Source organism: Pseudoalteromonas sp. ESRF-bin5 (assembly GCF_002632075.1).
In the GTDB taxonomy this organism is placed as follows: domain Bacteria; phylum Pseudomonadota; class Gammaproteobacteria; order Enterobacterales; family Alteromonadaceae; genus Pseudoalteromonas; species Pseudoalteromonas marina.
Window position 1 is genome coordinate 1 of sequence record NZ_NTLW01000127.1, and the last position, 13692, is coordinate 13692.

The following is a 13692-nucleotide window of genomic DNA, read 5'->3' on the forward strand; positions in this document are numbered from 1 at the left end:
TGGCTCAAAACCCTCTTGCACTATGAGCTGACTTAAAACCCCAGTTGAGTTAGTGACCTCTTCATCTAACCCCAATGCACTTTTAAGCCCAGCAATACGGGCGTTTAGTTCATTTTCTTTCTGTGTCAGTGTTTTATGATTGTCTTGAGTTTCATCAACCAGCCTATTTTGCTGAGTCAATTTAACTTCACATTGCGCAAGCGCGCTTTGGTTTTTTGCAAGCGCCTCAGTGAGTGCTTGGCGCTGCTGTTTTTGCTCGGCCAGCTGATGTTCTACATTATTATTTTTTAGTTCATCAAGCTGTAAATTAAATTGGCTAAGTTGCTCATTAACATGATTTATTTGCTGTTGCGTGTGCTTTATTTCACTACTTTGCGACTGCACCTGATTGGTAAGGTGTTGCTGTTGTTCGTTGAGTGTTTGCCAATTAGAATAACTTCGCTGCTTAGCACCCTGCAACCCCTCAAGCTCAAATGACAATTCACTCACTTGCTCTTCGCACATTAAACTGCTTTCTATTGCCTCTTGCAGTGCTTCATCAAGTTCTTCGCATATATGCTGCTGTTGCGCTTTTTGCTCAAGGCTATCTGTTTGGCGTTGTTGTAATTTTATTAAGCTTTGTTTAAGTGACTGTATTTGTTGTTTAACACTAATTTTTTGCTGTTCGGCTCGAGTTAACTCGGTATGAGTAATATGTTGCTGGTGCTGCGCATCACTTAATTTATCTTGCTGAGCTTGTACCTCTCCTTCAAGTGTTGCAAGCACATCATCGTGCCCTGAGTGAGCCGTTTTAAAAAAGCTTATTTGCTCATTAAGCTTTTTGATTTGCTCGCTTTTGTCTAATTGTTGTTGATGCAGCTTTTGCCATTTTAAAACAGCGACTTGACCTTTTAATGTGCGCTCTGTTGCTTTAAGTTCACGGTATTTTTTAGCATCAAGTGACTGAACAGCCAATTTATCAAGTTGGCTTTGCAACTCTTTACGAACATCTAATAAACGTTCTAAATTTTCTCGTGTACTTTTAATCCGCGTTTGCGTTTCGCGGCGACGCTCTTTGTATTTAGATACGCCCGCAGCTTCTTCTAAAAACACGCGAAGTTCTTGAGGTTTACTTTCAATTAAGCGCGATATCATCCCTTGCTCAATAATCGCATAACTGCGAGGACCAAGCCCAGTGCCTAAAAATATATCAGTTATGTCACGCTTGCGGCATTTGCTGCCATTTAAAAAGTATAACGATTGGCCATCGCGTGTTACTAAACGCTTAATCGCTATTTGGTTTCTATCGGCAAAGGTGCTTTTTAATTCTTGCTCGCCTAGCGAGTTATCAAAAATCAGCTCTACAGAGGCTTGCGAAATGGCTTTTCGATTAGTCGAGCCATTAAAAATAACATCTGTCATGGCATCGCCACGCAAGTTTTTAGCTGAGCCTTCTCCAAGCACCCATCTTACCGCATCAATCACATTAGATTTGCCGCAGCCGTTTGGCCCAACAACGCAGGTCATTTGATCTGGAAACGGTATTTTAGTGGGCTCTACAAACGATTTGAAGCCCGCTAATTTAATAGTGCTTAAGCGCATCTTGTTGTTTTACCAATTTATTATTGTTGTTATTCATGGGCAATTTAACTCAAAGAACACACATTTGTTAAGCTTGACGTTTAAAATTATCTAAAATAATCCCAGTTGCCATAGCAACATTGAGCGACTCGGCCTCACCAAATGCAGGAATTGTTATTTTATCGGTTACTAAACCCGCACAGGCTTGTCGTATGCCATGAGATTCGCTACCCATTAACAATACACCTTCGCCATTAAACTGTGTTTTGTGTACGCTTTGGCCATCTAAAAACGCACCGTAAATTGGTAAGTTGAGTGTTTGTAGGTAAGCAGGCAAATCGACCTGACTAACTGAAACTCTTACAAATGACCCCATTGTGGCGCTAATTGTTTTTGGGTTATAGGCATCTGCACTGTCTGTGCTGGTTACAATGTGTTTAATACCATACCAGTCTGCCACTCTTATTATTGTGCCTAAATTGCCAGGATCAGACACGCCATCAAGGGCCAATATTAACCCTTTTATTGTGGGTAAGTCGGCTTTTGGCATATCAACAATTGCAATAGCGGCATTATTACTTACAAGCGTGCTCGCTTTAGTAAGAACGTCCTCATCAGCTTCAATGATATGGGTGCTTGGAAAACAGCTTTGATGAGCATTTATAAATGCCGAAGTTGCAAATACATCAACTGCGTTTAGTGAACTATTAAGCAACTCAAGTACGTTTTTTTCGCCTTGTACAAGGTATTGATTATATTGCTTTCGGTACTTTTTTTGGCCAAGTTGGCGAATAAGTTTGAGTTGGTTTTTTGAAATCATAACAGCCCCATAAAATTATCCGCCCAGTATAACAGAGTTCAATATAAAAAATGTATCACCTAGTTTGAACTCACCTTAGAGATTAAAAGTCCGATTGCAGGGATAAATATTGAGTTTTGCACTTAAAATCGGTAAATTAACAAAAAAACAACATGGAATGGCTTTTAATGGAATCAATACACCCAACCCCTTCACAATCAAACGAATCGAGCGCGAATCCACTTACCCCGCTATCTAGCTCTAAAGTACAATTTAGTGGCAAAGGCGGTGAGTTTTTTGGTATTTGGATAGTTAATATCTTACTAAGCGTACTAACATTGGGCATTTATTCTGCCTGGGCAAAAGTGCGTACAATGCGCTATTTTTATGGGCATACTCGTATAGATGGCCACAGCTTTGACTACTTAGCTACTCCAATGCAAATTTTAAAAGGCCGTATTTTAGCGGTCATTGTATTTTTAATTTACACCTTTGCTGTCAGCTTTCTTCCACTCATAGGCTTTTTATTTGCCATCGCTTTTATTTTTTTAATGCCGTGGATTATTAACCAAGGCTTACGTTTTAATATGCGTATGACCCGTCATCGTAATGTGCGTTTTGCGTTTAAAGGGGATTACGGCGAAGCCTTCATCAACTTTATTCTATTACCGATTGCCAGTGTATTTACACTTTATTTATTAATGCCTTATGTTTTAAAGCGCATAGATACTTACATTCATAGTAATATTAGCTATGGCAATAAGCCATTAAGCGTAAAGCTTAAAGGTGAAACTTATTACCTAACAGCCCTTATTTGCTTTGTGGTGAGCTCTATCACCATGGTAATATTTATGGCTATTTTAGGACTATTTGGACTTGATTTACTCAATGTAGAAAACCAACAAGCAGCTCAAGACCCTGCAAAAATGGGGGTTATGTTTGGTGGGTTAATGATTGCTTACGTCGTGATGATTGCCATAGTAACCGCGGTATGGAAAGCGGCAATTAGAAATCATATTTTTAATAATAGCCAATTTGAAGATGTAGCATCGTTTAAATCTGAGCTTAAACCTATTCCTTACGCCATTTTACTTTTAACCAACATGTTAGCTATTGTGTTTTCATTAGGGCTTGCTTACCCCTGGACACAAATTCGTACATCAAAAATGCTTGCCGAAGCTACAACCGTTGATATATACCCTGGCGCATTAAACTTAATAGATACAACGCAAGAGCAGCAATCATCATTTGCTGAGGAAGCGGCTAACGTATTTGATATTGATTTGTCGTTAACATAAGAGTTTATTATGAACGTTCAGGGACATTATTTTCCAAACGCTTCGAGTAATTATCAGCTGTGTGTCGCTAAAATTAGCGGCTCACACGTTGAAATTAATCACGGTAACGACGAACCTGTCCGCTATGCAATTAACGAACTTAATTTAAGTTCGGCGATTGCAGGTCTTGCCGACGAACTAAGCTTTGACGATGGTGGTCGCTTTATTCCGCTTGATGTAGATTTTAGGTGGGCATTTAACGCTAAAAATAATCACTCACTAGAGCGGTTTGAAAAAAATAAGTGGGCTATTATTGCAGCAATTGTAGTTACACCTCTTTTTATGTGGTTAATGCTATACAAAGTTGTGCCCGCAATTGCTGTTTACAGTGTTGATACTCTACCGCATAGCGTTGTTGAACAAATGGGTGAGCAAAGTTTTGCTGTAATTAAAAAATTAGCACTCGACCCAACAGAGTTACCTGACGAACAACAAGCCAGAGTTCAGCGACACTTTAAGACCATGCTTGATGAGCTTGCACTTGAAAGTTCGGTGTATAGGCTTTCGTTTTATAAATCCCAAAGCTTTGGTGCTAATGCGTTCGCACTCCCTCATGGCCGAATTGTGGTCACAGATGAATTAGCTAATTTACTGGCCGATAAGCCCAATGCACTAAAAGCAGTGTTACTTCACGAAATTGGCCATGTCGTCCACCAGCATAGTGTTCGCATAACAGCACAATCGGCAGCAAGTACGATTGTACTTGCCGTTATATTCGGTGATTTAGAGGGAATAGCTGAGGTTGCCTTGGGGACTGGTGCCTCGTTTGCCCAACAAGGCTTTTCGCGAGATATGGAACGAGAAGCCGACAGTTATGCATTAAATCAACTAGAAAACTTAGGCTATTCAAGCAACGATTTTGCCGATGCAATTGAAGCTTTGCAAAGTGCGCATACCACTGAAAACGAACACCTTAAAAAGGTAAATAACTTACTCGAATACTTATCAAGCCACCCCAGCTCACAGGAGCGAATAGATAATGCTAGGAAATAACCGCGGTTATATACAAATTGCACGCTATATTGTGGGGTTGAGTTGGATGTATCATGGCTTTTTTCCAAAGATTTATCACGTTGCCCCTCTTGAAAAGTTAATGACTGGCAGTGCTGGCTATTCTGCACAAGTGTCTGATTTGATTACGCGTGGTGCCGGTATTGCTGAGGTTATTTTTGGGCTGTTACTAATTATATTTTATAAAAATAAACAGCTAGTTTGGTTAAATATTTTCTTATTATGCGGCCTGTTAGGGGCCGTTGCGGTCATGCAGCCAAATTTGTTAATAGAAGCATTTAATCCAGTTACTACCAACTTACCGCTTATTGCCTTGAGCTTTATATGGCTGAAAGAAATAAAACTCTTGAGTAATCGATACCTCTAAATAATAAAAGAGGATTTACATCCTCTTTTATTATTGGGGCACTTAGAGTGAGTACTTATTTTTATGTGTCCACAAATGCAATAACTCGCTCGCAATTGTTGCTGCGGCAATAGCGGTAAGTTCACTTTGGTCATACGACGGTGAAACCTCTACCACATCCATTCCCACCATATTTATACCTTTAAGCGCGCGCAGTATTTTAAGCACTTTATCTGATGTTAAACCACCACAAACCGGTGTGCCTGTACCTGGTGCAAATGCCGGGTCAAGGCAGTCTATATCAAACGTTAGGTAAACGGGTAAGTCGCCTACCCGCTCGCGTATTTGCGCTGCTATTTCATTGGCGTGCAAATCGTTAGCTTGCATTGCATCAATCACTGCAAACTCATGCTTTGATTGGTCAAAGTCGGTACGAATACCTATTTGTATGCTGTGCTCTACATCAATCAGCCCTTCCATGGGTGCATGATAAAACATAGTGCCGTGATCAAAACGCGAGCCATTGCTGTATGTATCAGTGTGCGCATCAAAATGAACCAGCGCCATTTTGCCATGTATCTTTGCATGCGCGCGCAATAGCGGAAGCGTTACAAAGTGATCGCCACCAAGGCCTAACAGCGTTGCCCCTTGGCGAAGCATTTGATCTGCGGCCATTTCTAGCTGTGCCGTAAAATACTCAGGATCGCCTACCGGATAAGTAAAGTCCCCCGCATCAGCAACCGTTAAACGCTCAAACAAAGGAAATGTCCACGGGTATTTAGTGTCTTCCCAGGCTAAATGTACCGACGCTCTGCGAATGGCATCTGGCCCTAAGCGAGCACCGGGACGGCCCGATGTTGCTAAGTCAAACGGTAAGCCTAGTACAACGACATCTGCATCAATGGCATTAATATTTTGCACCATAGGACGACGTAAAAACGTCATCCCGTTTGAATACAATGAGTGGTCAACATGACCAAACAAGCTAGACATTGCTTATAACTCTTCTAAATAAGTGTAGCCATTAAGGCCGTTTTGCAACTCGTCTAAAACGCTTTGCTGTTCATTTTTATCTATTTTTGCAGACACTAACTGCGCATACGACTGCTGAAAGCTCTCAACATCTAAATGCACATAGCGCATCATATCGGCCACCGTATCGCCTTGATTTATTTCGCTGATACTGGCAACGCCTTGCTCATCCATATTGATAATGGCACTGTGCGTATCGCCAAATAAATTGTGCATATCACCTAAAATTTCTTGGTATGCACCCACTAAGAAAAAGCCCATTAAGTAAGGCTTATCTGCACTGTACTCAGGCACGGGTAATGTGCTTTCAATGCCTTGGCCATCAACATAGTGCTCAAGTGCGCCGTCTGAATCACAGGTTATATCAAGTAATACAGCGCGTTTTTTTGGTGCTTCGGTTAAGCCACTTAATGGCAATACCGGAAACACTTGATCAATCCCCCACGCATCAGGCAATGATTGAAAAAGCGAAAAGTTTACAAAAAATTTATCGGCTAAACGCGCGTTCAACTCATCAATAATTGGGCGGTGAAAACGGTTTTTGTTATCCATGTGTTTGTTAAGCTCATAACAAATACGTAAGTTAACTTGCTCTGCCCACGCACGCTGCGTTAAATCTAAAAGCCCAAGTGCAAACTGGTTATGCGCCTCAGCTAAATCCCCTTGACTGTCGTGGTAAATTTCAATCAGCGCGCGGTCGTCAGTTAAATCTGTTAACTGCACAAACGAGGCCCACATATTATTTAATAAAAGCGGTGCATCGCCAGCAGGCGCTTTTAGCTGTTCTGGTACGTAGCTTTCTGTGCCTATAACATTTGATATAAGCACCGCATGGTGCGCCGTTAGTGCACGCCCCGACTCAGAAATAATCGTCGGCATGGGCTGCGCGTACTGCTTACACGTATCACCTATGGTGTACACAATGTTATTTGCATACTCAGCTAAGCTGTAATTCATTGAGTTATGCGATTGGCTGCGGGTACCATCGTAATCAATAGCTAAACCGCCCCCTACATCTAAGCACTCAATGCTTGCACCTAATTTGCGTAGCTCACAGTAAAAACGCGCGGCTTCGCTCACACCTAAACGCACATCACGAATGTTTGCCATTTGCGAGCCTAAGTGAAAATGCACAAGTTGCATTAAATCAAGTTGGCCTGCCTCTTTTAAACGGTTTACTACATGTAAAACTTGCGACGCTGATAAACCAAATTTAGATTTTTCACCGCCACTTGCTTGCCACTTACCTTTGCCCTGCGATGCTAAACGAACGCGAATACCAATACGCGGTTTAACATTTAGCGCTTTTGCTTGGCTAAGCACCATGTCGAGCTCAGAGAGCTTTTCAAGCACTATGTATACTTTGTGGCCTAGCTTTTCGCCAATCAGTGCTAAGCGCACATATTCTTTGTCTTTGTAGCCATTACATACAATCACTGCACTGGTTTTTTCTGCCATTGCCAAAACGGTTAATAACTCTGGTTTGCTACCCGCCTCAAGTCCTAATTGTTTTTTTTCTAATTCGGCTTGGCTTGCTACTATTTCTTCAACCACTTCACGTTGTTGGTTTACTTTAATTGGGTAAACTAATAAGTAGTCTTTTGGGTAACCATAGTTTTCAATCGCGGTATTAAATGCGCCACATAAACTGTGCACACGATGATGTAAAATTTGTGGAAAGCGCACTAAAGCCGGTAAGCTTAAGCCTTTTTCTTGAAGTTGTTTTGCAATATCTGTCAGTGCAATAGTTTGCTCTGGGGCGTGAGCCTTTGGGGCAACATACACATCACCTTGATCATTAATACCAAAAAAACCTTGGCTCCAATGACGAACATTGTAACTCGTGCGAGCTTGTTCTAGTGATGTTGTCTCTTTCATTTATCTTTCTCTTTTATTTAATGAATGCCGGTTCGGCTAATTGCGCGCATTAAAAGAAAAATAGACCTTTAAGTCCAACAAGTATTTTTACTCGTAACGAGTGATTTTTAATATTAAAAATAAATAGTAAACAGCATGACCAACAAAACCTTATTTTATAGGGCCTAGCTTTAAGAAAAGCTCAGATTGGTAACACACTTATATATTGAGGGGTAATGTTAGGTGTGGTTTAAACAACTGCGTAGGAGCAAATTAAATACTTAGCCTGAAGTCTGCTTTAGAGATTTGATTTCAGAATCAGGCTAATTAACTATTGAAGCTAAATCATTTATTCAGCTAACGCCACTTCGGCAAGCTTCATTGTGCTCTCAAATGATTTAGTGCCAGCAATAAATAGCCCATTGTGACAAAAAACAGCGTCGTCTAACCCCGTTTTTGCTTGGAAATCTTCATCAGACAAACCAGCCCATGCTTTAGGAAGCGACTTTCTATCTTCAAACGAGCCGGGCTCGACAGGGACTGTTTGAAGTATCCATTGACCTGAATGTGAAGGGTAAACCATGTACAACGCTTCGCTTGACAAAATATGGACTGTTTTTTTCCATGGCGTGTACTTTTCAAGCACAATAACGCGAGGATCTTCAGCACTTTCTATCGCTTTAGCGACAATTGCTTTTGCATTGACACTGCCACTTGCTGACGCTATAAATCGAGTCAGCATACGAGAAGCAAATTCGACAGCTTCATCAAAGCACTTATCAAACTCAGGGCTTTCTTCCCACGTTGGGTTATACATGGAAATTGTTTGACTTAAACTTATACCCTGCTGAACACCCTCAACATGACCACAATCAATTGCATCAATGGTTGAAACTAATCCTGCATCAACTCTGTCTGCAACTGCTTGATTATTGTCACACAGTGCTAAACCATACTTTTGCCACACCAATCCAAATGACGAGTACGGTATTCCATTTTCACGCTCCCCAGCGCCACCACGTTGGTGGTGATCAAAACGCCCAGCATCTGGATCGTATTGCCCACCTACATCAATCACTATATCAGCACTGTCCATAAGCGCTTTATCACGTGTACGTACTAAATTAAACGAAGGGTAGACATGTTTAAGCACCGCGATGCTAAATACATCATCGGCATGAAAATTACCGTTATGAGTAACTACTGTTAAATCGGTCACTGAACTGGTGTCTTTATTAGAAAGGATAAGGAAGTCTCGCTCTGTATTGCGTTAATTGTGAAAACTATAGGACGTTAAGTGGTGAATTTTATACGAATGTGATTAACAAGAACAGGATTCTTGTTAGTCGTTTTGATACTACGACAGACTCCAGCCAAATTACCAAAGCATGTTAATTTAAAATTGAAGGTGTCTACATTTTAATAAGACTGATGCCAGCATAAATAATCATCGAAGTTCATAGGCTTAGCAATTAAATAGCCTTGAATCATGTCAACGCTCATTGCTTTAAGTACGGTAAATTGTTCTTCGGTTTCAACACCTTCAGCAACAACTGTTAAGTTAAGGCTTTTACCTAAATTAATAATGGTTTGCACAATACTAAACCCTGTGCCTTTATCTAATATTTTATCTATAAAGCTTTTATCTACTTTTAATTCATTCACTGAAAACGAGCTCAAATGCGTTAAACACGAATAGCCTGTACCAAAGTCATCTATTGAGAAAATAAAACCTTGCTGCTTTAACTCATCAATTTGCGATATTACGCTGGCTATATCGCCGCTAAGCATAGACTCTGTGATCTCTAACTTAATATTCGATGGATTAACATTATAATCATTAACAACATTTAATAATTCAGTTTTTAACGTCGTTGAATTGAACTGGACTTGACTGATGTTGATAGACACTTTAAATGAATCATCAATCAGCTGCTTGCTATTAAGCTCATTTATTAGAATACAAATATCACGCAGAACAGTGTTTTGGAGCTTTTGAATAACCCCATTTTGCTCAGCGATTGGAATAAAGTCATTAGGCGCAATCAGCCCCTTACTTGGGTGATGCCATCTAATTAAAGCCTCAGCCCCAGTAATTTTACCATTTGCATTTATTTGCGGCTGAAAATACGCACTAAACTCATCGTGTGCAATGGCTCTTACAATGTCGGTTTCAAGTTCGGCCTGATTTTCAAGCAATGCTTGTAACTCGGGATCATAAAAGCTGCAGCTATTGCCGTTTTTCATTTTAGAACGGTACATAGCCGTATCAGCAAATTTAAGAATATTATCGGTTAAATGATTGCTTTTATCTATTAAACAAATACCAATGCTACAACTGACCTGAAAGGCTAAGCGGCCCACTTCAAATTTATCATAAAAAACACTTTGTATTATTTTTGCAATTTTTTCAGACTCTAAAATTGCACTTTCTGTATTATCACCAACATATTCAAGCAATATAATAAACTCATCGCCACCAACACGCGCTAATGTATCTTTTTCACTAACAACACCATTAAATCGTTTTGAAAGCTCTACAAGAACTTCATCACCCGCGCTGTGGCCTACTGAATCGTTTATTCGTTTAAAATTATCTAAGTCTAGAAATAATAACGCACCGGTCACATCGCTTTGCTTTATATTCTCAACATAGGCTGATAATTTGTCATTCAGCATTCGTCTATTTGGCAAACCTGTTAATGGGTCATAAAAGGCAAGCCTTTCTACTTCTAGCTCTGCTTTTTTTCTTGTTGTTATATCGCGTGCAACCCAAACAATATAACGCTGAGATGGGTTATCTGACTGGTAATCTTTAATGGGTGATGTACGACCTTCAAAAACCATTATTTTGCCGTCGATATCTAATTCGTATTCAAATACTTGAACATCGTTTGTGAGCAATGTTTTATTTATTACCGCCATTATTGATGTGGCATCTTCAGCAGGCATTACGTCATTAATTTTTTTATTTATTAAGTCAGATTGTGACTTGTATAAAAGCGCGTCGGTGGTGCCATAAATATCCATATACTCACCCTCTTCACTAATAATAAGTGTTAAATCGGGCATAACCTTTGTAAAAGCTGCAAATTTTTCATTACTTTTTTCTAAATCAGTAATGAGCTGGTTAGCTTTTATGTACTCTGCGTTTTTTTCAAGTGCAATACTTGTGAAATTTACAAAATAGTCGATTAATTCAAGTTCGAAAGGTGAAGGCTTTTTGGGCTTATCGTGGTAAATGGCAAACGTGCCTAAAATACTAGATTTAGTTGAAATAACAGGGGTAGACCAACACGACTGCAATCCAAACTGTAAAGCGACTTCTTTAAAATCAGCCCACAACGATGAATTGGCTATGTCTTCAACAATAACGCGCTCGCCTAAATAAGCTGCAGTACCGCACGAGCCAACATTTGGACCTATGTGAACCCCATTGATTGCCTGACAATAACCATCCTCAATGTTAGGCGCGGCACAGTGCAGCAATTGCCCTTTGTTTAGTGACAAAATAGAACATTTAGCGGATTTTTCATCAATAAGTTCTTCTATCGATAAGCAAATTTCGTCAAGAACATCCTCAAACGGGAGTCCAAGCGCTATTTTAGATAAAATATCTTGCTGATGGGATAACAACTTATTTAATCTAACTGTTTCCATTTGACACCACACACTTTCATTATTGTTTTTAGCTTACAGATGTTTTTTAAAAACAGTACAGTATTCAGTACCGAATAAAATTATTCGCTTAGGTAATGTAAAGTATAGCTTTAAATAAACGACTTTTACTGCTAATTACTGTTTTTTATACAATAATAAACAGCATAGCATTAGTCTATAAAATATAGATGTTTTAAAATCTGCTTGTTATTGGCATAAGCCAAGCTCCATAAACACACTTTGCGGGTTATCTTGATAAGAACCAAAACAACCACAACGTTTAAACCCTAAATTTTCATATAGTTTAATCGATTCTATTTGTTTAGGGCCAGTTTCCAATCTAATCAATGGTATTTCTTCTTCGCCTGCGTAGTGCAAAAGAATTTGCATAACTCTGCGAGATAACCCTTTCCCACGGTAACTAGGGTTTACATAAAGGCGTCTTACTTCTGCGTAAGATGGTTCCCCTGATTGCATTACAATTGCCCCACAAGCAACAATCCCGTCATCATTTTTTAACCCAATGGCATAAACGTTAGGTTTATCTAGTTCGCTTAAGGTAAGTGATTGCGCGGTAGCTACAGGGTATAAAGAGTTTATAAGTCGGTCGATATCAGCAAAAACATTAATCACATCCTGGTCATTCGGTTTTAAATCAACTAACTGCATTGAGTATCTCAAATTTATATTAATTATATGTTGTGAAACTATACCGAATTGTAACAAATGAACAACCTCTGCATGGTGTTTTAACACAATTACCGCTTTAAATGATTCAGACTCAGTACTTTCAAATAAGGAACTGATAAAAAATGCGTGTACCTTGCTTTAAACACTTTGTTACGCAAAATAGCTGTTCAAAATTATTAAGCTATTTATACTAACTTAAGTTGTAAACATTGATTGAGGTTGTTGTGCAGATCATACAAGGTATGGAATATTTTTTTTCAGGATTTAAATTAATAAGCCAAAAAGGATTAAAGCGCTTTGTGCTCATTCCGCTTTTGATTAATATTTTATTATTTGGTAGTTCATTATTTTTCTTATTTGGCTGGTTGAGTGACGGTTTTAATTATATCAACAACATGCTCCCCGAATGGCTAAGCTGGTTAGAATGGTTGATGTGGCCAATAGCGGTATTAGTCGTGCTATTTAGTTATAGTATGGTGTTTACCGTGATTACAAACTTTATTGCAGCCCCATTTAATGCACTTTTGAGCGAAAAAGTAGAGTTGTACTTAACGGGTCAAAAAATTAACGATGATGGCTTTGCTGACTTAATAAAAGATATACCACGTATGCTTGCCCGTGAGTGGACCAAGCTATGCTATTACTTACCACGTGCTATTGGCTTTTTTATATTACTGTGGGTTTTACCGGTGATAGGACAAATACTGTGGGTATTATTCACTTGCTGGATGTATGCGGTGCAGTATAAAGATTATGCATTTGATAACCATAAAATTAGTTTTAAAGAGATGAAAAACGACTTAAAGTCTAAACAGGGGCTTTCTTATGGGTTTGGCTTTGCTGTTATGCTATTAACAGCCATTCCATTTGTGAACCTAATTGTTATGCCTGTCGCAGTATGCGGTGCTACAAGGCTGTGGGTAGATAATTACCGACCAAAATACCGAAGCTAACTCTAAAATGAAGTTATTACTTTAGTAACAGTGTGTATATAAAAATGGGCCTAGCGGCCCATTTTTTGTCTTCAATCAGCTGTATAAGCTTTGAGGGACTTTAGTCACATTTAAATGTACCGTTATCTCTTCTCTATCATGGTATAAATGCTTAGCTTGTAATTCGTAGCTAATACCGTACTTAGCGAGCTCTTCTTTTATCATTGCTAAGCACTCATATACACTGTCAAAGCGCTTTTTCATTGGTAATTTAAGATTAAAAATAAGCTCTTTTGCATAGGCATTGACTGCCCAGTCAATCATTAGGCTGGTTACTTTGGTTGGTTTTTCTACCATGTCACATACAAGCCAAGTAATGTTTCTTTTCTCTGGACGATATTTAAAGCCATCCTCTCTAAAATGCTTAACCTGCCCTGTTTCCATTAGGTTATCATTCATTGGTCCATT

Annotated in this window: 12 protein-coding genes; 4 read left to right on the forward strand and 8 right to left on the reverse strand. The window is 39.3% G+C overall.

Features of this window, described 5'->3' with window-relative positions; translation table 11 throughout:
• Together BCG07_RS06595 and BCG07_RS06600 are read right to left on the reverse strand one after the other, a co-directional pair.
• The coding region (locus tag BCG07_RS06595) for a chromosome segregation SMC family protein (RefSeq protein WP_286889394.1) at positions 1-1581 on the reverse strand (1581 nt) is incomplete at its 3' end.
• A gap of 67 nt (positions 1582-1648) precedes the next feature.
• Positions 1649-2380, reverse strand: coding sequence for an RNA methyltransferase (locus BCG07_RS06600; RefSeq protein ID WP_286889395.1), 732 nt, complete (start codon positions 2378-2380; stop codon positions 1649-1651).
• Positions 2381-2547: 167 nt separating this feature from the next.
• On the opposite strand from BCG07_RS06600, the gene BCG07_RS06605 reads away from it, so the two are divergent.
• Genes BCG07_RS06605 through BCG07_RS06615 form a run of 3 tightly spaced genes read left to right on the forward strand, consistent with a single transcriptional unit; the run spans position 2548 to position 5074 of the window.
• Positions 2548-3657 carry a YjgN family protein gene (locus tag BCG07_RS06605; RefSeq protein WP_286889396.1) on the forward strand — a complete coding sequence of 370 codons (1110 nt, stop codon included), beginning with the start codon at positions 2548-2550 and terminating at the stop codon, positions 3655-3657.
• Between the two features lie 9 nt (positions 3658-3666).
• Positions 3667-4689, forward strand: a complete 1023-nt coding sequence (locus tag BCG07_RS06610; protein WP_286889397.1) for a M48 family metallopeptidase — start codon at positions 3667-3669, stop codon at positions 4687-4689.
• On the forward strand, positions 4676-5074 hold the full coding sequence (locus tag BCG07_RS06615; protein WP_006794520.1) for a DoxX-like family protein: 399 nt from the start codon (positions 4676-4678) through the stop codon (positions 5072-5074). The genes BCG07_RS06610 and BCG07_RS06615 overlap by 14 nt, the downstream gene beginning before the upstream one ends.
• 42 nt (positions 5075-5116) lie before the next feature.
• Here the strand turns inward: BCG07_RS06615 and speB are convergent, their stop codons facing one another.
• The 5 genes from speB to BCG07_RS06640 form a co-directional block, all read right to left on the reverse strand.
• The gene (gene speB, locus BCG07_RS06620; RefSeq protein WP_286889399.1) at positions 5117-6046 is read right to left on the reverse strand and encodes an agmatinase; all 930 of its coding nucleotides are present in this window, start codon (positions 6044-6046) and stop codon (positions 5117-5119) included.
• 3 nt (positions 6047-6049) lie between these two features.
• A complete protein-coding gene (gene speA, locus BCG07_RS06625; protein ID WP_286889401.1) occupies positions 6050-7963 on the reverse strand; it encodes a biosynthetic arginine decarboxylase in 1914 nt (637 codons plus the stop codon).
• 328 nt (positions 7964-8291) lie between these two features.
• A complete protein-coding gene (locus tag BCG07_RS06630) occupies positions 8292-9161 on the reverse strand; it encodes an MYG1 family protein (protein ID WP_006794517.1) in 870 nt (289 codons plus the stop codon).
• A gap of 200 nt (positions 9162-9361) precedes the next feature.
• Positions 9362-11602 carry a sensor domain-containing phosphodiesterase gene (locus BCG07_RS06635; RefSeq protein ID WP_286889403.1) on the reverse strand — a complete coding sequence of 747 codons (2241 nt, stop codon included), beginning with the start codon at positions 11600-11602 and terminating at the stop codon, positions 9362-9364.
• Positions 11603-11809: 207 nt separating this feature from the next.
• Positions 11810-12271 (reverse strand): GNAT family N-acetyltransferase, encoded by a 462-nt coding sequence (locus BCG07_RS06640; RefSeq protein WP_286889405.1) that lies wholly within the window; start codon positions 12269-12271, stop codon positions 11810-11812.
• A gap of 263 nt (positions 12272-12534) precedes the next feature.
• Here BCG07_RS06640 and cysZ point away from each other — a divergent pair, with 263 nt between their 5' ends.
• Positions 12535-13245, forward strand: a complete 711-nt coding sequence (gene cysZ, locus BCG07_RS06645; RefSeq protein ID WP_006794514.1) for a sulfate transporter CysZ — start codon at positions 12535-12537, stop codon at positions 13243-13245.
• A 75-nt stretch (positions 13246-13320) separates the two neighbouring features.
• Here cysZ and rlmM read toward each other — a convergent pair.
• Positions 13321-13692 (reverse strand): 23S rRNA (cytidine(2498)-2'-O)-methyltransferase RlmM (gene rlmM / locus BCG07_RS06650; RefSeq protein ID WP_286889407.1); only part of this gene is annotated, 372 nt, incomplete at its 5' end.